General features: G+C 58.4%; 20 protein-coding genes. 11 read left to right on the forward strand and 9 right to left on the reverse strand.

Features of this window, described 5'->3' with window-relative positions; translation table 11 throughout:
• Positions 1-2 precede the first annotated feature (2 nt).
• The 3 genes from AB6729_RS12590 to AB6729_RS12600 are packed head-to-tail and all read left to right on the forward strand — an operon-like array spanning position 3 to position 1593.
• Entirely contained in the window at positions 3-278 is a 276-nt protein-coding gene (locus AB6729_RS12590; RefSeq protein ID WP_371081970.1) for a type II toxin-antitoxin system Phd/YefM family antitoxin, read from the forward strand.
• Complete coding sequence (locus tag AB6729_RS12595; protein ID WP_371081971.1) at positions 275-718, forward strand: putative toxin-antitoxin system toxin component, PIN family; 444 nt, start codon at positions 275-277, stop codon at positions 716-718. The genes AB6729_RS12590 and AB6729_RS12595 overlap by 4 nt, the downstream gene beginning before the upstream one ends.
• 35 nt (positions 719-753) lie before the next feature.
• On the forward strand, positions 754-1593 hold the full coding sequence (locus AB6729_RS12600) for a LytR/AlgR family response regulator transcription factor (protein WP_371081972.1): 840 nt from the start codon (positions 754-756) through the stop codon (positions 1591-1593).
• 52 nt (positions 1594-1645) lie between these two features.
• Here the strand turns inward: AB6729_RS12600 and AB6729_RS12605 are convergent, their stop codons facing one another.
• From AB6729_RS12605 to AB6729_RS12625, 5 genes are all read right to left on the reverse strand, one after another.
• Positions 1646-2515 carry a universal stress protein gene (locus AB6729_RS12605; RefSeq protein WP_371081973.1) on the reverse strand — a complete coding sequence of 290 codons (870 nt, stop codon included), beginning with the start codon at positions 2513-2515 and terminating at the stop codon, positions 1646-1648.
• A gap of 76 nt (positions 2516-2591) precedes the next feature.
• Entirely contained in the window at positions 2592-4820 is a 2229-nt protein-coding gene (locus AB6729_RS12610; protein WP_371081974.1) for a penicillin acylase family protein, read from the reverse strand.
• A gap of 198 nt (positions 4821-5018) precedes the next feature.
• Entirely contained in the window at positions 5019-6320 is a 1302-nt protein-coding gene (locus tag AB6729_RS12615; RefSeq protein ID WP_371081975.1) for an enolase C-terminal domain-like protein, read from the reverse strand.
• A gap of 247 nt (positions 6321-6567) precedes the next feature.
• On the reverse strand, positions 6568-8181 hold the full coding sequence (locus AB6729_RS12620; RefSeq protein ID WP_371081976.1) for an acido-empty-quinoprotein group A: 1614 nt from the start codon (positions 8179-8181) through the stop codon (positions 6568-6570).
• Entirely contained in the window at positions 8178-8933 is a 756-nt protein-coding gene (locus tag AB6729_RS12625; RefSeq protein WP_371081977.1) for a c-type cytochrome, read from the reverse strand. The genes AB6729_RS12620 and AB6729_RS12625 overlap by 4 nt, the downstream gene beginning before the upstream one ends.
• 129 nt (positions 8934-9062) lie before the next feature.
• Here AB6729_RS12625 and AB6729_RS12630 point away from each other — a divergent pair, with 129 nt between their 5' ends.
• A complete protein-coding gene (locus AB6729_RS12630) occupies positions 9063-9899 on the forward strand; it encodes a TIM barrel protein (RefSeq protein WP_371081978.1) in 837 nt (278 codons plus the stop codon).
• A 28-nt stretch (positions 9900-9927) separates the two neighbouring features.
• The gene (locus AB6729_RS12635; protein ID WP_371081979.1) at positions 9928-10827 is read left to right on the forward strand and encodes a TIM barrel protein; all 900 of its coding nucleotides are present in this window, start codon (positions 9928-9930) and stop codon (positions 10825-10827) included.
• Between the two features lie 65 nt (positions 10828-10892).
• On the opposite strand, the gene AB6729_RS12640 is transcribed toward AB6729_RS12635, so the two are convergent.
• Positions 10893-11384 (reverse strand): hypothetical protein, encoded by a 492-nt coding sequence (locus AB6729_RS12640; protein ID WP_371081980.1) that lies wholly within the window; start codon positions 11382-11384, stop codon positions 10893-10895.
• Positions 11385-11484: 100 nt separating this feature from the next.
• Here AB6729_RS12640 and AB6729_RS12645 point away from each other — a divergent pair, with 100 nt between their 5' ends.
• Entirely contained in the window at positions 11485-13167 is a 1683-nt protein-coding gene (locus AB6729_RS12645) for a hypothetical protein (RefSeq protein ID WP_371081981.1), read from the forward strand.
• A 21-nt stretch (positions 13168-13188) separates the two neighbouring features.
• Here AB6729_RS12645 and AB6729_RS12650 read toward each other — a convergent pair whose 3' ends face one another.
• The 3 genes from AB6729_RS12650 to AB6729_RS12660 all read right to left on the reverse strand — a co-directional run bounded on the left by AB6729_RS12650 (position 13189) and on the right by AB6729_RS12660 (position 20581).
• A complete protein-coding gene (locus tag AB6729_RS12650; protein WP_371081982.1) occupies positions 13189-15678 on the reverse strand; it encodes a putative bifunctional diguanylate cyclase/phosphodiesterase in 2490 nt (829 codons plus the stop codon).
• 186 nt (positions 15679-15864) lie between these two features.
• Positions 15865-16854 (reverse strand): porphobilinogen synthase, encoded by a 990-nt coding sequence (gene hemB, locus AB6729_RS12655; RefSeq protein WP_371081983.1) that lies wholly within the window; start codon positions 16852-16854, stop codon positions 15865-15867.
• 154 nt (positions 16855-17008) lie between these two features.
• Positions 17009-20581: a carboxypeptidase regulatory-like domain-containing protein gene (locus tag AB6729_RS12660; RefSeq protein WP_371081984.1), complete on the reverse strand. Its 3573-nt coding sequence runs from the start codon at positions 20579-20581 to the stop codon at positions 17009-17011.
• Between the two features lie 284 nt (positions 20582-20865).
• Here AB6729_RS12660 and AB6729_RS12665 point away from each other — a divergent pair, with 284 nt between their 5' ends.
• The 5 genes from AB6729_RS12665 to AB6729_RS12685 all read left to right on the forward strand — a co-directional run bounded on the left by AB6729_RS12665 (position 20866) and on the right by AB6729_RS12685 (position 24852).
• Positions 20866-23307, forward strand: coding sequence for an endonuclease MutS2 (locus tag AB6729_RS12665; protein WP_371081985.1), 2442 nt, complete (start codon positions 20866-20868; stop codon positions 23305-23307).
• A gap of 9 nt (positions 23308-23316) precedes the next feature.
• Positions 23317-23580, forward strand: a complete 264-nt coding sequence (locus AB6729_RS12670) for a ubiquitin carboxyl-terminal hydrolase 14 (RefSeq protein ID WP_371081986.1) — start codon at positions 23317-23319, stop codon at positions 23578-23580.
• A gap of 5 nt (positions 23581-23585) precedes the next feature.
• A complete protein-coding gene (locus AB6729_RS12675; protein ID WP_371081987.1) occupies positions 23586-23966 on the forward strand; it encodes a DUF4440 domain-containing protein in 381 nt (126 codons plus the stop codon).
• A 93-nt stretch (positions 23967-24059) separates the two neighbouring features.
• Complete coding sequence (locus AB6729_RS12680; protein WP_371081988.1) at positions 24060-24443, forward strand: hypothetical protein; 384 nt, start codon at positions 24060-24062, stop codon at positions 24441-24443.
• Between the two features lie 4 nt (positions 24444-24447).
• Complete coding sequence (locus AB6729_RS12685) at positions 24448-24852, forward strand: MarR family winged helix-turn-helix transcriptional regulator (RefSeq protein ID WP_371081989.1); 405 nt, start codon at positions 24448-24450, stop codon at positions 24850-24852.
• The last annotated feature ends 25 nt before the right edge of the window (positions 24853-24877 follow it).

Here is a 24877-nt window from a genome sequence, read left to right on the forward strand (position 1 = left end):
TCATGGTGACTCTTAGTTCGAGAGAAGCGCAGAACCGATTCGGGCAGTTGTTGGATACGGCTCAACGGGAACCCGTGGCGATTACGCGCCATGGACGTCCGGCTGCGTTCCTCGTTTCTCCGCAGGAAATGGAAGAACTTCTGGATGCACGCGGGCGTCGCAGCAGAGCGGTGCGTGAACTGGAAGTATGGAGCGCTCAGGCCCGCAAGCAGGTAGCACCTGAGGCTGACGTGCTGACAGACGAAGAAATCAATCGGCTGGTGCATGACGTTCGATGAACCGTCGCGTTGTCTTTGATACCAGCACGCTGGTGAGTGCTGCCTTGCGCATTGGCTCCGTCCCACATCAAGCTTTGCATCAGGCGCTGGCTGCCTATGATCTTTGTGCCAGTCCTGAGACCTTGCAGGAGCTGGAACGGGTTCTTGCATCGAACAAGTTTGATCGTTATCTGGATCGGTCGTTGCGGGATCAGTTCGTCTCGCTTATGCAACGTCATATCCATCTATTTACGATTACCTCCGCAGACCTTCAGGCTCTCAACCCCTCCTGCCGCGATCCCAGAGACGATCCCTTCCTTGCTCTGGCTGTAGTTGCCGAAGCAGGCACGATGGTAAGCAGTGACGAGGACCTTCTCGTGCTTCATCCCTGGCATGATGTGGACATTCTCCGTCCGGGTGACTTTCTGCGGAAAAGCCCGCTGCCAGACAAGGCAGGATGAACCGCCTCCGCGGGTGAAGGCGTACCCTATATCCAATGCCTTTGAATGCCGTCATTGTGGATGATGAAGCGCTGGCGCGGCGCGAACTCCGTTACCTGCTGGAATGCGCTGGCGAAGTCGATGTGGTGGCTGAAGCCACCAACGGTCTGGAAGCAGTTTCCACTGTGCTGGACCATGCGCCAGACATCCTGTTCATGGACGTGCAGATGCCGGGGCTGGACGGTTTCGGCGTGCTGAAACGGCTCATGGAAGACCGCTCGCTGCGTATGCCTGAGGTGATCTTTGCCACAGCGTTCGATCAGTATGCGGTGCGTGCGTTTGAAGTGAACGCCATCGACTACCTGCTGAAGCCATTCGAGGAAAAGCGCGTTGCCCTGGCCGTGGAAAAGGCGCGCATGCGTCGTGCAGGACAAGGGCCGGCCGCAGCCGAGACGCAACTGGAATCCGTGCCTCAGGCCAGCGCCGAGGAGCGCCTGGAAAGCCTCCTGAAACTGTTGGAGGTGCAGGCACAGCAGGCTGTCACGACCCCAAAACAACGGTCGGGCAAAGTCGTGGTCCGTTCCGCACAACGCCTGTTACTGGTGGATCAGCGGGAGATATGTTTCGCCTCGATTGAAGAGGGCGCCATCTCCGTGGTGACACCCACGCTGGAGGGCATGAGCAATGTCCGCACGCTGGAAGAACTGCTGGACCAGCTTGATCCTGAGACGTTCTGGCGCGCGCATCGCAGCTTCGTGGTGAACATTCAGCACATCCGCGAAGTGGTGCCGTGGTTCAAGTCCAGCTACCTGCTGCGCATGGACGATCGCAAACATACAGAGATTCCGGTGGCGCGCGCACAGGTGAAACGCCTTCGCGAACTCTTCAATCTCTAAGTATCGTTTTCGGCGAGCGACTGCGAAGCTTCGCCGTCACACGCCGTCCGCTTTAACGGACGGTCATCACGGGGCAGGAGGCTGCGGCCAGGACCTGTGGCGTCATGCCGGTCTTCAGGTATTTCAATGCGAACGATTCCTCTCGCGGGCCCAGGACGATGAGGTCCGCGTTCACTCGTTCTGCGATAGCGAGAATGGCTTCCGGGGCGTTGCCGTGTTCTATGACGCACTCGGGTGTGCACCAGTCCGTGACGCCGGGAGGGACGAGCCGTTCCAGGGCCTGCTTTGCCTGCTCTTCGGAGTTTTCGTGCGGCTGTTCGCTTTCCGGGATCACATGGGCGACGTAGACGTGCGCGCCACTGTCCTGCGCGAAGGCGTACGCGAAGGTGGCGGCTTTGCGCGACTCCTCGCTGTGGCTGGCGGCGTAGACGATGTTGCGGAAGTGGAAGCCGGTGGCCTCGGGTTCCTTTGCTTTTGGGCCCACGGTGAGAACGGGCACAGAGGCACGGCGGAAGATCTGCTCGGCGGTGGAACCCAGCACCAGTTTGCCCAGGCCGTGCTTTGAGGCAGTGGCCAGCACGATGAGTTGCGGATTGGTTTCGTTCGCGTGGATCAGGATGGCGTCCACGACGGAGAAGGAAGTGAGCAGTGCCTCTTCCATGCGTACACCTTCGAGTTGCCGCGCCTGATGCCGCAACTCCTCCGCGTTGCCGTGGGCAATGCGATCAAGAGGCATGGCGCCGCCGCCGATGTCAGAGCCGTTCATGCCAAGGTCGAGCACATTCACCAGATCCAGTGTTGCGTCAAAGCGCCGAGCCAACGCTGCGGCGTACCTTACTGCGAGGTTGGCTGCGGGAGAAAAATCCGTGGTCACCATGATGCGTTCCAGGCTGATGCGGTAGCGTTCGCCAATGACGGGCATGCTTCACCTCCACACACTGCGATACCACATCTGGTAGCACAAAGATGCCGTGAGAATTGTCAGGTCTGCCGCGACGTTATTCGCCAGGGTGATAGGTGCGTTCCACGTGGCCGCGAAGCTGGTCGGGATAGAACATGACCTCGCGAAAGTCGCCGCTGGCGTAGCGATCCTGCTGGTCGTTGAAGTGTTTGGAATCGGGATGGCCGCTTTCACCGCCGCAGGTGACAGCGCGTGCGCGGACACGGTCCGGTCCAAACTCCACGACCGCCACGAAGCTGTTGCCGCTGGTGCCGTAACGCTTCTTCGTATTGGGGTAGCTGCGCGCTGCGGAGGATGCGAGTGATCCCCATGTGGATGCGGTGAAGGGAATCGCGATGCTGGGCTGTGCATCGTCAAAGTGCGGCACGATGCTGTCGTCAAGGCGTTGGTAGCGGTTTACTTCGCCCCACGGTTTCTGCCATGTGCCGAAGTCTGCTGTGAGTTTGTCCGAGGCTTTCTGCAGGCCAGCGAGCAGGTCTGCGGGTGGCACGTTGGCGACGACATAGTCTTCCCACAACATGCCGTATCGGCGTGCGGCTGCTGCCACAGGTGTGCCGCTGGCTTCACCCCAGTAGACGGCGAGCGTTGTGGCGATGGAGTCGGCTGCCCACTTGTCATCCCACTTGCGCAGGAATTCGATCTGCGGCGCAAGCTTGGTGCGCTGTGCGTCGTTCTGCGAAAGCGCGTCGTATGCCTTCAGCAGCGCGGGGATGGTCTTTGCAAAGTAGGGAAGATACGGATCGAATGCGGCGGTAAGCAGCGAGTCCAGCGTGAAGTCCTTGCGATTGTTAAGCACCTTAACCATGTGGATACCGCGTGCGGTTTCCACACCTTGCTCCACGTAGGGCGGGTAGTCCTTCTTCTTCAACGAGCTTTCGCCTGCGCCGCTCCAGGGTGCGTTGTTCACGTTTTCCAGCCAGCCGCTGTGCGGGTTGCGAAGCTGCGGAATCTGATCGAGTGCGGTGAGGCCTTGCCAGTCCGTGGCGGGGTTCGTGCCGTCAACGGGTTTGGTGTAATCAAAGCGCGTGTCGCGCTCCGGGATGAAGTTGCCGTGCCAGTAGGCGATGTCACCTTCGGCGCTGGCGAAGATGGTGTTGTTCGATGAGTTGGCCATCAACTCCATCGTCTTGCGGTATTCGCCATAGCTGCGTGCCTTGGTGCGAAGGAAGCTTTGCTCCAGCGCTTTGACGGGAATGTTCATCAGTTCAATGGAAACCCATTGTTCGCCGTCTTTGCGCACGATGGGGCCGCGATGATCTGCGATGCCTTCAAAGGTGCGTGACTTCATGGTGCCGTCGGCAGCTTTATATTTCAGCGTGATGGTGCGGCGTGTGAAGGGCTTTGTCTCCACGCCGTACTTGTAGCCGATGACGTTATCGCCAATCTTGACGATGGTGTTTTTGAATTCGTCCACGGCGTCGACGTTCGATGAAGTGTGCATCCACCCTGCGCGATCGTTAAAGCCCTGGTAGATGAATATCTGCCCCCATGTGACAGCGCCGTATGCGTTCAGGCCTTCTTCACTTTGCATTTGCAGTTCACTGCGAAAGAAGAACGATGTGTGTGGATTGATGAGCAGGAGTGCGCGATGATTCGCAGTGTTTACGGGTGCGATGGCCGCGCCGTTGGAGCCACCGGGTTCCACGTCGCGATTCACTTGCGCGAGTTGTGCAATGACGGCGTTGCGGGTGTCGATGCGACCCTGCTTCGTAGCAGAGGAAGCGCCGTAGAAGTCTTCGAGTGACTTCAGGTTCACGCGCTCGATGTCGCCGCCAATGGAGCCTTCTGTGAAGCTTAGTGCCATCCAGGGTTCGAAGTGCGTAAGTGCGCGCGGTTTTACTTCGGGATGTTTCGCCAGGTAGAAGTTTGCGCCGTCGGCCCACGCTTCCATCAGGGCTTTGAGCCAGTCGGGGCTCTCGTTGAAGTCGCGCTTGAGGACTGTGGGATCAAGGAAGAGTTGCTGACGCAGGTCCTGCCACAATTTCGATTCGCCGTCGGCTTCACTCACGCGGCCGAGCGAGACGAGGTAGTTCGTCTCGACGCGGTTGAAGTCGTCTTCGCACTGCGTATAGATCATGCCAAAGACGGCGTCGGCGTCGGTCCTGCCTTTGATGTGTGCGATGCCCCAACTGTCGCGCGTAATGGTGATGGCGTGTGCGTGTGCGGCCCAGCGCTGCTGTTCTGGGAGGCGATAGTCGACGGCTCCCTTTTGTGCGGTGGCGAGCGATGCAGTGAGGGCAAATGCGGCAAGGACGAGACGCTTCACGACAGACCTCTGGTTTAGCGGTGCTTTGACTTTAGCACCGTCATTCCTGTCATTCTGAGCGAAGCGAAGAATCCCGATACGTTTCATTGCGTCGCAGCATTGGAAAGTTCCGTGCAAGGAAGCCCGACGCATCCTCGTTCGTTGCAAATGCAATGGGATTCTTCGCTTCGCTCAGAATGACGGCGAAAGTTATGGCTATCATTCGCCGAGTGTGCGTTGCGTCAGGATCTTTGCGGGGTCGAGTTGCACGTTGAAGCCGGAGCCTGTGGGTAGAGTGATGTGTGCGTTCTCCACCGTCATCGGGTTCTTCTCGAAGTGGTAGTAGTGCTGCATTTTGATGGCGAGGTATTCGCCCAGCGGGAAGGTCATGGGGCTCTGGCTGAAGATGGTGTGGGCTGCGGCGCGCAGGCTGTGGCCGTGCGGGATGCAGGGCACATCGTAGAGTGAGCAGACGGTGCCGATCTTGATGAGTTCGGTGATGCCGCCACACCATTCGGGGTCGGCCTGTACGACGGAGAGCGCGTTCTCTTTGAGATAGCGCTGCACTTCCCAGCGGCCATAAAAGTGTTCGCCTGCGGCAATGGGGATGGTGGTGCTGCGATGCATCTCCGCAAAGCTGCCAATCTTTTCCGGATGCGTGACCTCTTCCATCCAACGCACGCGGTAAGGCTCCACGCGGTGCGCCCATTCGAGTGCGTAGGTCTGGTCCCATCCGCTGTAGGTGTCGAACATGAGTTCGGTGTCCTCGCCGAGGGTTTCGCGAAGTGTCTTTACCAGCTCCACGTTTTTGCGCATACCTTCCGGGCCTGAGCCGGGGCCGTAGGCGATGAACCATTTCTGATAGCGGAAGCCCTGCTTCTGCAGTTCCAGCGCGCGTGTGCGGACTTTGGCGAGTTCGAGCGAACTGCCGAGAGCGCTGACGTACATCTCCAGCTTGTCGCGCGAAGGGCCGCCGAGCAGACGGTATACGGGCACGCCGTAGACTTTGCCGCGCAGGTCCCACAGCGTGTTGTCCACGGCGGAGATAGCCATCATGTAATAGCCGTCGCGGCTGTGGCGATCACTGCGGTAAAGCTGGTCCCACAGGACTTCGCCCGCGAGCGCGTCTTTGCCGATCAGGAAGGGACGCAGGCGTTCCTGCACCACCATGGCGGGTTCTCTTTCGATGGGGCCGTAGAGACCTTCCAGGCCGCCGGTGGCGCGGATGCGCAGGTAGATGGCCTCGTACTTCACGGTTCGTTCTTCGCCGGGGCGATCGCTGTAGACCGGTGGGCGCAATGACTCGTAAATGTCTTCGGGATTGACCTGTGCCTGTTTGTTGATGCCTGCCTGTTGCTGGTACTGGCCGTGGAGTTCGAGCAGATCGACGGCTTCAATCTTCAGCGGAGCGATGCCGGTGGGGCGGTCCGGCTGCATGGCTGCTGCGGCATTGCTCCATGGGGAAGAAGAAATTGCCGCAGCGGCGGACAGGAAGTTGCGACGGTTCAAGAGGACAGGCATGGGTTGCGGCTCCGCGGAAATTCGCTGCGACGGGAGAGGGTTCGATGTCGGCGTGCGAAGCATATCATTCGCGATGCGAACTAAATCAAGTGGTTTGGGTTAAGGATTTCCCTCAGCGGCTAAAGCCGCGTGGTTATGCGTTGGTTTATGGCCCGGCTAAAGCCGGGCCCCTTCAAAGCAATGTCGGCCATGCAAAAGGGACGAGCTTTGTGCTCGTCCCTTTGTGTGTTGAAAGTGTCGGTTTTGTTTAGCGGAGGACGAAGCTGTACATGGTGTCGCCTGCCGCGATTACGACGTATTGCAGGCCGTCCAGTTCGAAGGTGATGGGGCCGTTGGTGGCGGGGCCGCCCAGGCCTGCATGCCACAGGATGGTTCCGTTGGCCGCGTTGAAGGCGACGAGGTTGGATGTGGTGTCGCCTGTGAAGAGCAGGTTGGTAGCCGTGGTCAGGATGCCGGAGCGGGCGCCGGACATGGGCCAGAGATGCTCCCACCTGGTTTTGCCGGTGCGGTAGTCCAAGGCACGCAGGTAGTTTTTCTGCATACCAAAGCGGTCGTTACCGGCCCAGCCCTCGGGTTTGTCGCTGTCGTCGAAGAGGTAATAGATGCTGGCGGAGTCAGACGCGAGCACATAAAAGAGGCCGGTCTTCGGGCTGTAGCTGGGCGGAAACCAGTTGGCCGCGCCTCCCTGTGCGGGCATCACGATGACGCCGTTCGGCCTGGCTGTTTTCTCGGGGTTGACGATGGGTTGGCCATTTTCCTTTACGCCGGAGGTCCAGTTCTGCCAGGACCAAGGCGTGGACTTCAGCACTTTGCCGTTGGTGCGGTCGATGAGGAAGTACCAGCCGTTGCGGCTGGCCTGTGCGAGCAGCTTGCGCGGCTTGCCATCGATGATGCCGTCGATGAGGACGGGCGTCTGTACTGCGTCCCAATCGTGGGTGTCGTGCGGGTTCGGCTGGAAGTACCAGACGAGCTTGCCGGTGTCCGGGTTCAGCGCGCAGATGGTGCCGGTGTACAGGTTGTCGCCGGGGCGGCTTTTGCCTGCGATGACGGGTTGCGCGTTGCCGGTGCCGAAGTAATAGAGGTTCAGTTCCGGATCGTAGGTTCCGGCAACCCATGTCATGCCGCCGCCGTGCATCATGGCTTCGTCGTTAGGCCATGTTTTTGCTTCGGGCGTGCCGGGATCGGGATGGGTGTAAAAGCGCCATTCCATCTTGCCGGTATCGGCGTTATGCGATTCGATGTAGCCGGGGATGTCGAAGTCGTCGCCGCTCATGCCGACCATGACGTGGTTACCCACGATGACCGGAGCCACGGAGCCGAAGTAGAACTGATCCCGATTGCCAATGGAAGAGTGCCACTTTTCCATGCCGGTCTTCGTGTCGAGTGCGACCAGGTTGTCATCTTCCGTTTCGAAGTAGAGCGTGTTGCCTTTGACCGCAGCGCCGCGATTGCCGATGACTTCGCCACCCTTGCTGGGCCAGTCAAATTGCCATAGCTGCTTGCCGGTACGCGCATCCACGGCCCATGCGTGGCTGGGAACGGTGAAGTACAGTACGCCGTTGATGGAGAGCGGCGTGGAACTGATGCGCTTGCCTCCGCCGGTGGTGGTGGTGATGCGATAGGTCCAGGCCAGTTGCAGGTTCTTCACGTTCAGTGGCGTGAGTTTGGTCAACGGACTGTAGCGGCGGCCGGTGTAGTCGCCGTTGTAGGTGGTCCATTCGCCGCCGTCGAGTGTGCCAATGGTGCCGGAAGGCACGGCCGTCTTCACGGCGGCGTGCACCGGCTTGGTGGCGGCGGGCGTCTGCGCGTGCAACAGCGACGCGGAGGCGAGGAGCAGGCTGGTCAGGCAGAAGCGCTTCATTGCAGTGTGTCCAGATAGGAGGTCAGGTTGTGCATGTCCGCGTCGGTCAGGCGGTGAACGAGGGCTTCGTGTTCCGCGTAGGGGTTCTTCACGCTGACTTTGCTGCCGGCGACGATGTTCACGGATTCCACGCTGCCGTCCTGATGCTTCACGGTGGCGGTGAAGTCATCCATGCTGACGAGCGTGCCGGAGACGGTCTTGCCCGTGGGCATCTTCACGGTCACTTCGATGGGAGCTTTTTTGCCCAGGCCGCCCTGCGGGAAGACGATTTTCTGCTGCAGCGTGGCGGGGCTGTAACGCTTGCCCACACCGGCGAGATCGCCGGTAACGGAGTGGCACTTGGTGCAGCCACCCTGGCCGTTGAAGTAGGCCTTGCCTGCTTCCAGATCGCCAGAGGTCAGGCCCTGCGGCTTATCGTTGTAGCCGCTGCGCAGAATCTTGTTCACCTGCGCGGAGAGGAACTGCGAGATATCGCTGGCTTCTTTGTCGCTGTAGTTGAAATGGTGCGGCGCGGAGGTCTTCAGGAACGGCGCAAGTTCTTTGCCGTGGAGGTTTTCGCGGCGATCATGCAGCACCATCGTGCTGCGGATCATGTCCGGCGCGGTATCAGTGCCTTTGGCATCTGCACCGTGGCAGCGCGCGCAATCCCTGGCCCAGATTTTCGAGCCGCGGTCTACGGCGGCGGGTTCCGTGATCGATCGTGGGAACTGCGCTGCGGCGGTCAGCATGAGGCCGAGTGGAAGCAGTCCCATGCTCCATTGGAGGGCTTTTCTGTATGCGTTTGTCACGCCGGGTAAGATACTCCATTTCACAGGCAGCAGTATGTAACCAATAATTCCTGCGCTCTCCTTTATACTTGCTCCGCGTGCGGGGAGGCCAAGATGAATCGTCGCGAACACATGTGGGCCGATAATTTCGTGCCGGGTGCGCCGTCGTGGCGTTTTTCTTCCATGCTCTGGAACCTGAACCGCAAGGTTCCCATGGAGCAGCGATTGGAGATGCTGGCCGCTGCCGGATACACGGGCGCGGAGCTGGTGGACGAGTGGCGTAGCTGGTCTCCGCAGGAGATGCGCAGCATTGTGGCGAAGCGTCATGCGCTGGGGATCGATTTTGACCTGATCTTTCCGGCGAAGGTGAACCTCACGGAGACGGACAAGCGCGACCTGTTGCGTGCTCAGGTGAAGGAAGCCATTCCGGTGGCGCAGGAACTGGGCACGTCGCATTTCTCGTTCAGCTCGGGACCGCACATCGCAGGGGCCACGCGGGAGCAGGAATGGGCTGCGATCTCTGATGGATTGAAGATTGCCGCGGATGCGCTGGGCGATGCAAAGATCACGATTCTGCTGGAACCGATTGATGTGCTGGAAAACGCTAAGCTGGCGATCAACTCGGCGTTCGATGGATTTGCGCTGGTGCGTGCGTTGAATGATCCGCGGATCAAGGTGTTGTACGACCTGTACCATGAGCAACGCGGCACGGGGAACGTGATTGAAACGCTGCGGAAGAACATTGACCTGACAGCGACGGTGCATATTGCCGATGTTCCGGGGCGGCATCGTCCCGGCACAGGTGAGATGAACTACGCCAATATCTACCGTGAGCTTGCGCGTTTGAACTACAGCGGTTACATCTGCATGGAGTTCTATCCACTGGGCGATACCACGGCCGAACTGAAGGCTGCACGCGAGGAAGCGCTCGCGGCGGCACAAACCGCTTAGGCAACACATACCGGATGACGGAGACACAATGAATCGCCGCGATTTTCATAAGCTTTCTCTTGGCGCTGCCGCCGCAACCCTTCTGCCCACCACGTCAGCGTGGAGCGAGGCGCCGCGCACCGTTGCGGATAACGATGGTCACAAGTTTTCCGTGATGCTGTGGACGCTGCCCAAAGGACTGACGTTTGCGCAGCAGTTGCAGATGGTTTCCGATGCGGGCTACACCGGCGGCGAAGTAGGCAACGAGTATGAGAAGTGGACGCCCCAGCAGTGGAAGGAAAATCTTGCCATCAAGGAAAAGCTCGGCATCACGATTGACTCGGCGGTGCCCGGACGCAATGCGCTGGCCGATAAATCCAAGCGCGATGCTCTGACGGCCGATCTGAAGCGAGCTATTCCGGGTGCGAAGGAACTGGGCTGCAACCAGTTCATCTACACGGCGTTTACGCGTGTGGAAGGCCAGTCGCCGGAGGACAAGCGCGCCGCCATTGTGGACACGCTGAAGTATGCCGCGGACCTGCTGGAGAAGGACAACATCGAGATCGTGCTGGAGCCGATTGATCTGCTGGAATACAAGATGGAAGCGGTACCCAGCGTGGCGGAGGCGTTTGAGATTACGCGCCTTGTGGGCAGCCCGCGGATCAAGGTGTTGTACGACTTCTACCATGAGCAAAAGCAGGCCGGAAACCTGATTGAGAAGCTGACCAGGAACGTGGACCAGGTGGGTCTGGTGCACATTGCCGATGTTCCGGGACGCCATGAGCCGGGTACGGGCGAGGTGTTCTACACAAACATCTACAAGGAGCTGGCGCGGTTGAAGTATGACCGCTACATCTGCATGGAGTTCTCGCCGGCACCGGGACATGAATGGGTGCCGACGCTGCGCAAAGCGCGCGAAGAAGCCATTGCAGCGATGAAACAGGCGTAGGTTTCTTTACAGACGCAAAAAAGGGCACGGCTTAAGCCGTGCCCTTTGCATTTCTGTCGATGCCCTTAGGCTGGACCTTCTTCTTCGTGTTCCTCTGTGGAGGATTGCGGAAACACATTGTGGACCTTCGAGATACGGTGTGTTTCCGAAATGCGTTCCAGATTACGGGCCTTGGGTTCCATTGCCGTCGACAAAGGACGCGCCGTCTGCACGGTGGTGGAAGGACCGGTCCAGTTCTTCCAAGAGGTTTCATCCTGCGCGCTGCGTCCTCCGTGATGCTTCGGTGGATAGGACATCATCGCGACATAAATGTCTGTGAACTGGCGCTGGGCGCAGCGGGTGCAGCGCACCGGATAGCGCAGCATCAGGATTTCCAACAGATCGGAAAAACGCAGACGCGACCGGCGGAACTGCGGATTGCCGCAGAATGGGCACGCGACCACACCCTGCTTCAGTTCAATCGTGGGGCGCTCCTTGTACGGTTCCACCAGATGCCGATGGTCATTCGTTTCGACGGTGGTGACGCCCACCTGTTCGTGCTTTTGCTGGGTTTCCATGGGTTTCCCTTCACGGTACGGGTCTCCCGGCAAATCCGCAATCGGAATTGCAAAGCTCCTTCCATCGGGGAGAGCACATTCCCAATGTAGGATTTTTTGCATGTTCAATCGACGTCGTTTTTTGCAGGCTGGATCACTGGTTGCTGTTACAGGACGTGGTATCCCGGCTTTGTCCGCCGCCCCCATGAAGATCGGCTCACCCCTGCAACATGTGCTGCGCCAACCGGACCTGGTCCGTGTGCAGGTGAAAGACGAACCGGCATTTGTCAGTTTACAGAAGGGTTCGGAACGCTGGACGATGGATGGCCTTGAGCTTGTTGTTGTGGAGCGTTCCGACGCGCTGGACATTGCGTTGCATGCGCCGCAGATGCCGGTGCAGAGAATTCATCTGCGATGGCAGGGAATGATCTCGGAAGAGGTGAGGATCCTGGGTGATGCGTGGGAGCGCTCCTACGGCGACCTGGCATGGCTTCCGCTGCAGCCGGAGCGGGTGTTGCCGTGGTATCTGCTGGCCTCGCACAGTGGCGTGACGGCAGGCGCTGGTGTGAAGACTGGATGTGCGGCGCTGGCCTTCTGGCAGGTGGACAGCGAAGGCATCTCGCTGTGGCTGGATGTGCGTAATGGCGGCAGCGGCGTCGTGCTGGGCGACCGGGTGGTTGCGCTGGCGTCGGTAGTGACGCTGTCCCCGACACAGGATCGACCCTGGAATGCTGCAAAGAATCTATGCCGGAAGATGGCAGAGGGAACAGTGGTTCCGGGCCAGCGAGGCCATTACGCACTGGATGTTTTGTACGGCTCGAACGACTGGTATTACGCCTATGGGAAGAACACGCCACAGGGGATTCTGCGTGATGCGGATCTGTTGCGGGAGTTAGCGCCTGTGCATGGGGCCACCCCGTTCTGCATCATTGACGACGGCTATCAGGATGCAGCGCGCTTTCCTTCGCTGCAGCAGTTGGCAGCAGATATCCGGCAGCGCGGCGTTGCGCCGGGCATCTGGATTCGTCCCTTGCAGGCGAAGAGTGGCACGCGGGAGGAATGGCTGTTGCCGGCAAAGCACTGGCGTCAGCCAACCCGTGATCTTGCGTACGATCCGACCATTCCGGAAGCGCGCGAACAGGTGTTAAGCGTGGTACATCAGGCGCGCGACTGGGGCTACGAGTTCCTGAAGCACGACTTCACGACGTATGAACTGCTGGGTGGATGGGGCAAAGACTTTGGCGCTTCGCCCACACGCGAAGGCTGGGGCTTTCATGACCGCAGCCGGACGAATGCGGAGATCATCCGCGATCTTTACCTGGATATTCGCAAGGCCGCGGGAGAAGACCGCATTATTCTTGGCTGCAACACGGTAGGGCATCTGTCGGTGGGTATCTTTGACGCGTCGCGCACGGGTGACGATACGAGTGGCCGCGATTGGGAACGGACGCGGCGCATGGGCGTGAATACGCTCGCGTTTCGTTTGCCGCAGGACCGCGTCTTCTATCGAACGGATGCGGACTGCATACCATTTACACCGGACATTCCGTGGCAGCAGACAGAGGCGTGGCTGCATGCGGTAGCGGCCAGCGGGTCCATCCTGTTGGTGTCACCCGATCCCCGCAGCATCGACGCGCGTGCAAAAGCGGCGATTCGAGAAGCCTTTGCCCTGGCTGCGCAGAAGCCGCAGGCAGAGCCAACGGACTGGACGGATTCGCACACACCATTTCATTGGAAGAACAACGGAGCTGCAGTAACGTATCCGTGGCTGGAAAACACGGGCGCGTCGCCGTTCCCGGCATGAATGGTTTTGTAGGAAGAGGAACTATTCGGCGTTTGCCTGTGCCGCGCGACGTTCGCCGGAGAGGCGTGTGGCGGGAGAATCCTGGAACGGTGTTGCCAGAGCATCGCGACGTGCTTTCTCTACCAGCGCCTCTGGCGACAGTGGCTTGCCGAGATAGAAGCCCTGGAAGAGATCGCAGCCCAGTTCGCGCAGAATGCGGACGTGGTCTGCATTCTCTACGCCTTCCGCCACAATCTCAAGATTCAGGTGGCGTGACATATGCACGATGGCGCGGACGATGCCGACGGCGGGAGCGTTATCGTGCAGCTTCAACACGAACGAGCGGTCAATCTTCACGGCTGAGATGGGCAGTTCGCTCAGTCGCGCGAGCGAGGAGTAGCCAGTGCCGAAATCGTCGATGGAGAACAGGACGCCAGCTTCCGCAAGTCGCTTCATGCTGTGAATCATGCTGCTGAAGTCGTTCATCAGCGTGGTTTCTGTCAGCTCCAGATGCAGTATCTGGGGTGATAACTGGTGTGTTTGGAGAGTCTGCAGCACTTTCTCCGCGAAGTTTGGCTGCACAAGCTGGCGTGCCGAGACGTTGACGGCCAATTCAAACGACGGGATGCCCATAGCTCGCCATTCTGCCATCTGGCGACAGGATTCATTCAGTACCCAGTGACCCAATGGAAGAATCAGGCCGCTCTCTTCTGCCACGGGAATGAATACGGTTGGACCCATCTTGCGCAGGAATTCATCCGCGCCACGTACGAGTGCTTCCACGCGCGACAGATGGCCGATGTTGTTATAGATGGGCTGGTAATACACCTCGAGCTGATTGGAAGACAACGCCTGACGGAGCGCGATTTCAACTTCTGTGGCGGAGTGGGTTTCTATTTCGTTCTGTTCGTTCGCCATGACAGCGCATCCGCCACCCATGCGCTTCGCCTTATAGAGCGCGCTGTCCGAACGTTTGCGGATCGTGTCCAGGTCCAGTCCATCGTCCGGGTACAGAGCAATACCGATACTCATGGAGACAGCGATTTCATTATTGCTGAGCGTCAACGGCTTCGTAAGTGAACTGAGCAGCGCATTGGCCGCGCCCTGTGCACCACGCGCAGAAGGCAGGCCGCCCACCATCACCGTGAACTCTTCACCACCGGTGCGGGCCAGGGTGTCCGCATCTCGCACGCGCGACTGTAGACGCCCGGCGATTTCTTTCAGGCATTCGTCGCCCACCATGTGGCCATAGGTGTCGTTGATCTGCTTGAAACGGTCGATGTCCAGCGTGAGCAACGCCACCTTGTTGCCGTCGCGTGCGGAACGCGCAATGGCCTGTTGTGCGCGGTCTTCCAGCAGCATACGGTTCGCAAGGCCAGTGAGTGGATCGTGCTGCGCGCGATAGACCAGTTCGCGGTTGGTGCGCTCCTGCTCCGTGATGTCCATGGCCATGATGAAACGCGCTTTGTGTCCCTGGAACATGACTTCATGGCCGGAGATGTCCACGTCAAAGATCGTGCCGTCCTTGCGCTGGTGACGCCAGAATTGTCGCCCGTCCGGAGGGGGAATGTTCGTCATGTTGCGGAGGCGTGCACGCTCTTCCTCCGGCATGATCTCGTACAGCGTCATGCCAAGGAATTCTTCCCGCGGATAGCCATAGACCTGGACTGCGGCGTCATTCACGGAAAGGAATTTTGCCGTTTCAGGATCGTAGATCCACATGGGTTGCGGATTGCTCTCGTACAGCAGGCGGTATTCTTCGCTGAGCACCCTGATCCTGGACGTGTCCAGCTCCAGCACCATCAGGATCATTCCAATACCGGCAATGTATTTGGGAAGATTCCAGATCTGGTTCAGGGAATGCACCCACTGCGGGTGAACATCAATGAACTCGTAGACCACATACATCGTGGCCCATGCCAGAAATCCCAGCGCGCAGATCCACGCACCGATGTGTTTGCGCAGCGGGCTGGCCAGCAGAAGAATGACGCAGGCGAGGAATATCTCGACGAGAATGCAGGCAAGGATGGCGCTGATATTGCCAGCGGCCAGCAGCACGGTCTTTGCGGCGATCCCGGCAATGCATAACAACAGAATCCACGGCATGGCAGGTGAGCGGCGGCCCAGAATACACCACGCGATATAGATAGCGATGGCCTCGCCTGCAAGGATGCAGGCAAAGATGTAGCCGGGTTGCTGAAAGCCGTAGGTGGTACCCACGGCCACAATCGCAGGTGGCAGCGTGACCATTGAAAGTTTCAGGGCAAGCGCACGCGTGGAGATGCCATCTGCCGCGAAGGAGAAGACGAATAGCAAGCCGCCCACAAATAGAAGCACCAGGCGCACAGATTCCAACAGCGGACTGACAATCAGCCCATGTCCCTGCGGCAGCCAGAACAGGAAACTGGCAAGAATGGAGATCCAGCCTGCCAGCCATAACCGGAAGCGTCTCTGTGGCCGGCTGGCCTGTAGTACGCCAAAGAAAATGACGAGGACAGGCAGCAGCAGCAGATCAAAAAGATTGCCTCGCACTTGCTACATCCCCTCTCTCACGTGTGCGTGAGAAGCCTGTTCATCCTTTGTACAGCGTTCGGGAACGATGTGGAGTCTGCGTGAAGTAACACACCTGCAATATTGCCGCCTCTTAGGGTACGGTTCAAAATTGACGCATTCCCATCCCACATCCGGGGTATCTATTTGCGGTTTATTGCTTTCGTTTCAACGCAATCGTTGTGATGCCTCTTTCGCAAAATAGGTGACGATGAAGTCCGCACCAGCCCTTCGAATGGCGAGCAGACTTTCCATCATGGCGCGTTCCCTGTCGAGCCAGCCACGTTCAAATGCAGCGTGCAACATGCTGTATTCTCCGCTGACCTGGTATGCACCCAGCGGAAGGTCAAAGCGTTCACGCGTGGCACGGATTACGTCCAGATAAGGGCCTGCGGGTTTGGCCAGCAACATGTCAACACCTTCGGCTACGTCGAGTTCAATCTCGCGCATCGCTTCACGAACGTTGCCGCCAGCCATCTGATAACCGCGGCGATCGCCCATCTGCGGCGTGGAATCGGCAGCTTCACGGAAGGGCCCGTAAAACGCCGAGGCAAATTTGGCGGCGTAGCTCATGATGGGCGTTTCCGCGAAGCCTGCTTCATCCAGAGCATCGCGGATGGCGGCGACGCGGCCATCCATCATGTCGCTGGGAGCGATGATGTCGGCGCCAGCGCGGGCCTGCGAGACGGCAGTCTTTGCCAGCAGCGGCAGCGTGGCGTCATTGTCCACGGTACAGTCGTTTCCTTCGCCCACCAACGGGCCACAGTGACCGTGGCTGGTGTATTCGCACAGGCAGGTGTCGGCAATCATCACCAGCGAACGTAATGAGGAATCGGCTTTCAGCGCACGTAAGGCGCGTTGCACAATGCCATCGTCTGCATAGGCTCCGGTGCCTTCGGGGTCTTTACTCTCAGGAAGGCCGAACAGGAGCAGGCCGCCAATGCCCAGGCTGGCGCATTCGGCTGCCTCCTTCAGGGCTTCATCGATAGACAAGTTGAAGACGCCCGGCATACTGCTGATCGGTTTCCGAACGCCTTCGCCGGGACAGATAAACAGCGGATAGATGAATTGGGAAGGCTGCAGGAAGGTTTCGCGAGTCAGCGAACGCATCGCTTCGGTTCGGCGCAGGCGGCGCATGCGGGTCACGGGAAACTGCATGGTTGATATTGTACGTTTTCGTACAAACACCAAAGAAAACGAAGGACTTCAGCCGGTCTACATACTGTCTACACTCCCCGCGACCCTACAAGCGGACAAAGAAATCGGGCCCCGCCGAAGCGGAGCCCGAAAGCATTACAGGAGTTGATTGAAGTTAGAAGGATGCACGCAGGCTGAACTGGAACTGACGATCCATGCCATAGGTGCCGCCCTTGGTTGTGCTCCGTCCAAACGTGCCGGAGGTGTAGTTCGTGTCCGGGTTGTCTGGCGTGGGGTGGTTGGCCAGGTTGAAGGCTTCTGCGCGGAACGTCAGGGCTGTGCTCTCGTGACCGGGGATGAGTACCCAGCTCTTGTTCACAGCCATGTTGTAGCTCTGGAAGCCAGGTCCACTGATTACGTTACGAGCACCGCGAGGTGTGAACGTACCGGCATATCCGAAATGCTTGCAGGTGAGCAGGGCGGTCGAGCGTCCTGTTGGAACATTGGATGCTGAGGAAGCGCCGGCCAGCTGTTCCGACGTGGGGCAGCTGTATGCCGCTCCGCTGTTGTTCGCAGCGTAGGCAGACGGATCAAACCATGTGCTGGTTCCAGTTTGTCCCGCGAATGCCTTGTTTACCTTCACCTGTGATACCAGCGGAACAAATTGGCTACCGGAGCCGGAGCCCACACCCGCGAAGTCCGTGGAGGTGGTTACGCTCAGCCCAGCGCCTGTCTGTCCCTGTAACGTGCCTGACACCTGCCAGTGACCAAGCACCGCACGATTGATGAAGTGCGAGGAATGATTGAACTGGTCGATGTTGTACACAATGTTCGCCAGGAACACGTGGCGACGATCAAAGTCCGAACGACCCCACATGCCTTTCATGTCATACGTATTGGGCAGCTTGGTGCCGTTGGTCGAACCGAAGTCAAGCGACTTCGACCAGGTGTACGCCACACCGAACAATAGACCATTGGTCAGGCGGCGACGGAGGTTAACCTGCAGCGAGTGGTAGGACGATGCACCGGCATTTGTTGCCTGGTTGATCGCGTTATAGCCCTTATAAGGACGGAGCGAATCGGTATTAGCGGCTGTGTTGGTGTTAGGAATCAGAGCCGAGGGTAGGTACAGAGCGTTTGTAGGAAGCTGATTGATGTTCAGCAGTTCTTCCAGGTGAATACCACGACGGCCACCATACGAGATGGTGAGAATGCCGAGAGACTTCAGTTCCTGGTCTACCGTCAAGTTCCAGTTATATGCTTCGGGGCTTGGATAGTTATAAGCCTGCGAAGAGTACAGCTGCGGATAGTTGTTAGTAAGACCGCCACCACCAGGGTTATCGACGCTACCTGTCGATACGGCAGCTGCTGGCTGGAACGGCGCGTTACCACCGGTAAAGACGTTATCCGTGATACCCAGGCGCTGGACGTAACGGCCACCACCGCCACGGATTACCGTACCCGGCTTCACCTGGTAGGTGATACCGAAGCGCGGCTGGAAGTTTGTCTTCACCGTGGGCGAGTACTGACGATCGTATCCGCGGAACAGGAAGGAATATCCGTTCGCAAGAATGTCAGCATTCACGTGCCCATTCGCAGCCGAGGGGAAACCGCTGCCGGGGATCACAACACCGTTGTAGATCTGCTGCGGAGTGCCCGTTACGAAACCAGTCCTGGGATCCACCGTGGCTGCATTTGCCGCGCTGTAATCCTTTGGGCTGAAGACGGACTGGTTGCCCCACTTCGCGTAGTACGGATTGTAGTAGCTGTAGCGGATACCGGCTTCGATCACCAGGTTCGGTGTTACGTGCCAGCTGTCCTGCGCGAAGGCGTCGTACGACCAGGCACGATACAGCGTGTAGGAACGTTGGCCGATTTCTGCATAGGTATCGAACAGACCCAGGGCTGCGTTTGCTGCACCAACGCCAGTGCTATCTGAGCGATTGGAGTCAAAGAAGTTGAATCGACCGTTCTGGTTATTTGTGGAACCCGGTGTGTTCGATACGGTGATCTGATCCTTGTTGTTTTCGCCAGCATACTCTGCAGAGGCTCCGAACTTCACCGTGTGGTTGCCCCAGACCTTCGTCAGGTTGTCTGCAAAGGTGTAGACAATACCCCCCGACTTCGATGGATAGGGCGTACCATCCATCAGCGTGAACTGACCAGCACCGTTGCCGCCGGTGCCGCCAAGCTGCACGGTGGGAAACTTATTCGGCAGATCCTTTGTTGCGGAACCGAACAGGTAGGGATAGTTGATGCCGTACTTAGTACGGTCATACAGACCGCTGGAAGTATCCACGCCGATGGTCACGTGATCGGAAGCCGCAGAAGCGATGGCTTCGTTCACCATGGTGGGATTGATGGTCCAGGAGTAGTGCACCACAGCTACCTGGTTCGGACGGTTCCACTTCTGCGGCAGCATGTTGAAGTTGCCGTTGTGTGGAGAGGTCTGCTTGAAGGCATAGTTCAGGATGGTGACGCGGATACGGTGTGCATCTGCCGGAACGTAATCCACCACTAGGGTGTCTTTACGCTGCCGCTGTGGCGCCGCAGCGGCATCCACCCAGTTGAACTGGGAGTTGCCAACCAGATTAGGAGCCGGGAATGCCCTCAGGAGCCCGAGGCCATTTGGACTAAGGCCGCCTGTGATGACGTTATTGGGATAGAAGGTTGAGGTCCCAGGAACCTTGATTCTGGTGCCAGCAGCATAGCCATAGATATTGGCGTTCAGCAGTTCGCTGAAGTCACCCGTGCGCATCAGGTTGGACGGTACCACGCGGAAGACCGTGTCATCTGCGGTATAGCTGACATACTCCTGGCCAAAAAGGAAGAAGAGCTTGCTCTTGTCTTTGTTCCAGTGGCCAGGGATGTAGACAGGGCCGTTCAGGTTGAAACCGTACTGGTTGTAACGGAAGGCTGCGGGATGAGCCTTCGTGGCGGCAGCCGTTTTACGCTGCCAGGTGTTGGCATTGAAGAAGTTGTTACGCAGGTACTCGTAGATCGTTCCGTGGAAGTCCGAGGTGCCGCTCTTGGGAACAATACGAACTTGGCCGCCATCGGAACGGCCATACTCTGCCGGATAGGCGCTGGAGAGAACCTGCACCTGTGAGGTGGAGTCCACGTCCGCGGTACCAACGGACGTACCGTTGGAACGGGTACGCACCATGGGGGCGCCGTCCAGTGTAATCAATGCGCCCTGGTTACGCGCACCGCCGATGTAGATGCCGTTGTCCAGGCCGAAGGAAAAGTTCGCCATGGGCGTAGTGCGGATAACGCCGGGTTCCATCTGGGCAAGGAAGAGCGGGTTACGACCATTCAGCTGAATGCTCTTGACCTGCTCCTGGGTGACAAGCTGGCCCAGAACGGCCGATTCGGTCTGCACGGTGTTTGTGTTGGCTTCCACAACCACGCTGCTGTTCGTGTCACCGATCTTCATCGGCGCGTCCACGCGCTTGGCGATCGAGGCGTCGACTTGCACACCACTTGTCTTGTACGTCTGGAATCCGCTGGCTTCCACCGTTACGGTGTAGGTGCCGGGGCGAACGTTAGGAATGGTGTACTGACCGCTGGCGTTGCTGGTAACTGTGTTCTCAGTGCCAGTAGCCTCGTTACGAAGGGTCACCTTCGCGTTGGGCAGGAGCGCTCCCGATGCATCGGTTACAGCGCCTGAGACTGAGGTGCTGTCGGACTGTCCGACTGCGCTCAGTGCAAGAGGAATTGCCAGTGAGGTCGCAAGGAGCGTCCTCACGAGGTGGTGTCTTTGGTACATAGTGCCTCCAAGTGAAACAGAAGAGCTGGTTCGTAACGCTTATCCCTGTCGAACTTAAGCCCTACGCGTTCTACCGGTGCGGATTATCAATAGTCAAGAGATAGAAACGCTTTTTACTGAAAATTAGTTATCGGTAACTATACGGAATTTCATAGATTTTTACCGATTACGAAAGAAGCCTTTAACTCCTATGTTCAGGGCCTCCTGAGGCCTCCATATTTCGGTAGGCGAAATACAATGGATATGTGGCAGAACCTACTTTGATGCGTCAGACAAGCCCCGCCGCGCTGGAATGGCCGCGCCTGCGGGAGCATCTCGCAACCCGAACACAGTCTCCCCTGGGACGCGCCCGCGTGCTGGCGCTGGAACCTACGCGCGACCTGCAGACGATCGAACGTGCACAGACCGTAACTGCGGAGATACGTCTCTTTCTGATTGCGGGTGGGGCGTTCAGCTTTCATGGCATCTTCGACGCCAAAACTCTGCTGGACAAGGCACGCATTCCCAATGCATCGCTGGAACCGCTGGAGCTTCGGCGCATTGCGGAACTCGCGGAGCATATTGCGGACTGGCGCAGCCTGATTACGGAACCGCCGGATGAGATTCGCGATCGCTGGCCGACGGTGACGACTATTTCGGAACCGGTGGTGCAGACGAATTTCTATCGGCTGTTGCAACTGATCAGCGGCAAGATCGAGTCGGATGGTTCGCTTGCGGATTCTGCGTCGCCGGAGCTTGCGCGCATTCGCAAGGAGATGGAGCGGCAGCACAAGGCGATTGAAGAAAGTCTGCGTCGCCAGTTGCGTGCGGTCAGTGCGGAAGGCGGCGCGCAGGAAGACCTGATCACCATTCGTGGTGAGCGATTTGTGATTCCGGTGAAGACGGAGTTTCGACGTCGCGTGCCGGGTGTGGTTCATGGCACTTCTTCGTCGGGGCAGACCGTGTTCGTGGAGCCGATGGAGACCATTGAGCAGAACAACGAACTGGTGCGGCTGCTGGATGAAGAACAGCAGGAGATTCATCGCATTCTCGTTGCCATGACGCAGGCTGTGGGCGAGCAGGCGGGTTCCATTGCGCGCTCCACGGAAGTGCTTGCGGAGATGGAAGCGCATTTTGCCTATGCTCGCTTTGCGCAGGAGCTGGATTGTGTACGACCTGTCTTCACAGACGGCAAGCCACATGGTGACGATGCCGCGTTGAGTCTTGAATCCGCGCGTCATCCACTGTTGCAACTGCGCATGCGCGAGGAACGTGCCAAGATCGTTCCGTTAACGCTCAGCCTGCCGGGTGTGGCGAAGCAGCTCATCATCAGTGGTCCGAATACTGGCGGTAAGACGGTTGCGTTGAAGACGGTTGGCTTGCTGGCGTTGATGGCGCAGGCAGGATTGCCTGTTCCTGCATCGAACGCACGATTGCCGATCTTCTCTGGTGTGTACGCAGATATTGGTGATGCGCAGTCGATTGAGCGCAACCTGTCTACGTTCTCCGCGCACATCTCGCATGTGAATGAGATTGCGCGCGAGGCGGATAACCGCGCGCTGGTGCTGCTGGATGAGCTTGGTTCGGCGACCGATCCGGAAGAGGGTGCAGCGCTGGCCGTTGCCATCAGCGAACGCTTCCTGACGCTGGGCGCGTGGAGCATCATCACAACGCATCTCACGTCGTTGAAGATTTACGCGGCCAAACATGCGGGTGTGGCGAATGCCGCAGTTGGGTTTGATGAACGCACGCTGGCGCCGACTTACGAATTGCGCATGGGGGTTCCCGGCGCGTCGAGCGGTATCAATATTGCGGAGCGGCTCGGGCTTGAGGCGTCGATCATCAGGGCTGCGCGTGCTTCAGTGACGACGCAGTCTGCGGACATTGCACGCTTTCTCGATGAGCTTCACACGCAGCTTACGGCGGTTGCCAAAGAGCGCAATGACCTGCGCCTGCGCGAGATGGAAGTGGAGCGCGAGAAGCGCCACCTGGAAGCCGAAGGCAAGAATGAGCAGCATAAGCGCGCACGCGAACTGGAAGGCAAACTCGCATCGTTGATGAAAGAGTTTGAGTACCAGATGCGCGAGAGCGTGAAGTCCATTGAGGACAAGGGCGCGAAGGTGAAGGCCAATGCTGAAGCCGACCGCCGCGTTGCGCGTTTGAAGCGTGAGTTTCAGGAGAGCTTCAATCAAACGGTTGTGGCGCATGTCTCCGGTGCGGATAAGAAAGACCCCGCAGCGCAGCCGCACGTGGTGCAGTCTGTGAGCGCAGGCGACATGGTGCGGCTGAAGTCGATGGGGCGCGATGCCAAGGTGGAGCGCATCATTGACGACCGCACGTATGAAGTGTCGATTGGCCCAATGAAAATGCGTGTGCCGAAGGATGACATTGCGCATGTCACCGTGCCCGCGCCGCGGCAGTCGCCGATTCAGCATGCGCAGAAGCGCGGCATTAAGGTGGTGGCGCGTGAGCCGGATATGGTGCCGGGTGAGATCAACGTCATTGGCCGCACTGCGGATGAGGCTCGTGATGAAGTAGAACGTTTTCTCGATCAGGCATTTCTTGCGGGTCGGCAAATGGTGCGTGTGGTGCACGGCACGGGCATGGGAATTCTTCGTCGCAGCCTGCGCGATTACCTGCGCAAACATCCGCATGTGACCAGCATTGAAGAGCCACCGTATAACGAAGGCGGACAAGGCGCGACGCTGGTACAGTTACGCCAGTAAGGGGTGTTTATGGCGCATTGCACACATACCGACCAGATCAACGATGTCTCCCCCAACACGAATGGTTGTGAAGAATGCCTGAAGATTGGCGGGCGGTGGGTGCATCTGCGCATGTGCCTTACGTGCGGTCATGTGGGTTGCTGCGATCAGTCGGTAGGGAAACATGCTACCAAGCACTTTCACGCGACGAACCATCCCATCATCCAGTCGATTGAGCCCGGTGAAGACTGGGGCTGGTGTTACATCGACGAAGTGATGCTCGAGTTTGCATGAGAGCGATGGAAGAGCAGCCGGACGTCGCCTCCGTCCTTGAAGAGTTGTGCATGCTGGAGCCCATCTTTCACACCCGCGCCTTTGGCGTGACGTTGGATGATTTTGCGCGGCGCATGGTGGATGATTACTGGGAGATCGGCGCCTCTGGCGCACGTTATGATCGCGCTTTCATCCTGAAGCATCTGGCTTCTGCGCCGCCGGTAGATGCGGAGGAAGCCTGCTGGGTCACCTCTGATCATGCGGTCCGCTGTCTTGCTGCGGACACTTTTCTGCTGACATATCGGCTACAGCAGCAGGAACGCGTGACGTTGCGCTCCACGCTCTGGCGACAGGCTGAGCAGGGCTGGCAGATACTGTTTCATCAAGGGACCGTATCCCCCTCCTGAGTCATCGATGAAGTCGCGACGCTGAATTCTCTTGACGATACATATTGGTTGTATATACAACCAATATGCAAGAGAGATTGGCCGGAGGGATGCGTGCGATTACTTCAGGGTATTTTAGGGTTGCTTTTTGTTCTTGGTGGGCTCGCATCTGCGCAGGCTCCATCTGTTCCCGCTGTACCTACAACGAAGGTGATTGCTATTGGCAGTGTCGTCAGCACTGCTGCTGGCGGTGCGGCGAACATCATGCCACAGGAAGTTTCGGATACGGTGCGTCTGTACCTGAGCGGCAAGATTGACCAGTGGTATGTGCGTAAGGACCAGCGTGGTGTGGTGTTTCTGATGAATGTTACCAGCACCGAGGAAGCGCACAGTCTTCTGGAGAAGTTGCCGCTGGGCGTCGCGGGCATCATGAAGTTCGATCTGATTCCGGTGGGACCGCTGAGCCCGTTGAATTACCTTCTTCCTAAGGAGAAGTGAAACGGTGTTCTGTTATTGCGCGGAGGCGCGCCGCATTTCCCGCCTGCTTACTGCGAAGTATGACGCGGCGCTGGCGCCTGCGGAGCTTACGTCGGCTCAGTTTGAAACACTCAGCGTGTTGCACGCCGTGGGCCGTTGCAGCGGACGCGTGCTGGCGCAGAGGCTTGCGGTGGATAAGACGACCCTGTCGCGCAATCTTCGCGGCATGATCGAAGCCGGTCTTGTTGTGGCTAAGGGTGCTTCGGAAGATGCGCGTCAGGTCGACTACTCGCTGACAGCAGCCGGGCGCAGGAAGTTGGCGAAGGCCCAGCCGTTATGGCAGAGGGTCCATGAAGAAACCAGCCTCCAACTTGGTTCGCATGCGGCTTCCACACAGAAAGTCCTGCAAAGGATGACCGCGGCACTGTAACAACATCCGGCGAAACGCTAAGATT

It is taken from the genome of Terriglobus sp. RCC_193 (assembly GCF_041355105.1).
In the GTDB taxonomy this organism is placed as follows: domain Bacteria; phylum Acidobacteriota; class Terriglobia; order Terriglobales; family Acidobacteriaceae; genus Terriglobus.

Excerpts from the sequence above, each read along its gene's own strand:
- AB6729_RS12590 (WP_371081970.1), top strand. The coding sequence starts at position 3 with ATGGTGACTCTTAGTTCGAGAGAAGCGCAGAACCGATTCGGGCAGTTG.
- AB6729_RS12595 (WP_371081971.1), top strand. The coding sequence starts at position 275 with ATGAACCGTCGCGTTGTCTTTGATACCAGCACGCTGGTGAGTGCTGCC.
- AB6729_RS12600 (WP_371081972.1), top strand. The coding sequence starts at position 754 with ATGCCTTTGAATGCCGTCATTGTGGATGATGAAGCGCTGGCGCGGCGC.
- AB6729_RS12605 (WP_371081973.1), bottom strand. The coding sequence starts at position 2,515 with ATGCCCGTCATTGGCGAACGCTACCGCATCAGCCTGGAACGCATCATG.
- AB6729_RS12615 (WP_371081975.1), bottom strand. The coding sequence starts at position 6,320 with ATGCCTGTCCTCTTGAACCGTCGCAACTTCCTGTCCGCCGCTGCGGCA.
- AB6729_RS12620 (WP_371081976.1), bottom strand. The coding sequence starts at position 8,181 with ATGAAGCGCTTCTGCCTGACCAGCCTGCTCCTCGCCTCCGCGTCGCTG.
- AB6729_RS12625 (WP_371081977.1), bottom strand. The coding sequence starts at position 8,933 with ATGGGACTGCTTCCACTCGGCCTCATGCTGACCGCCGCAGCGCAGTTC.
- AB6729_RS12630 (WP_371081978.1), top strand. The coding sequence starts at position 9,063 with ATGAATCGTCGCGAACACATGTGGGCCGATAATTTCGTGCCGGGTGCG.
- AB6729_RS12635 (WP_371081979.1), top strand. The coding sequence starts at position 9,928 with ATGAATCGCCGCGATTTTCATAAGCTTTCTCTTGGCGCTGCCGCCGCA.
- AB6729_RS12640 (WP_371081980.1), bottom strand. The coding sequence starts at position 11,384 with ATGGAAACCCAGCAAAAGCACGAACAGGTGGGCGTCACCACCGTCGAA.
- AB6729_RS12645 (WP_371081981.1), top strand. The coding sequence starts at position 11,485 with ATGTTCAATCGACGTCGTTTTTTGCAGGCTGGATCACTGGTTGCTGTT.
- hemB (WP_371081983.1), bottom strand. The coding sequence starts at position 16,854 with ATGCAGTTTCCCGTGACCCGCATGCGCCGCCTGCGCCGAACCGAAGCG.
- AB6729_RS12665 (WP_371081985.1), top strand. The coding sequence starts at position 20,866 with ATGCGTCAGACAAGCCCCGCCGCGCTGGAATGGCCGCGCCTGCGGGAG.
- AB6729_RS12670 (WP_371081986.1), top strand. The coding sequence starts at position 23,317 with ATGGCGCATTGCACACATACCGACCAGATCAACGATGTCTCCCCCAAC.
- AB6729_RS12675 (WP_371081987.1), top strand. The coding sequence starts at position 23,586 with ATGGAAGAGCAGCCGGACGTCGCCTCCGTCCTTGAAGAGTTGTGCATG.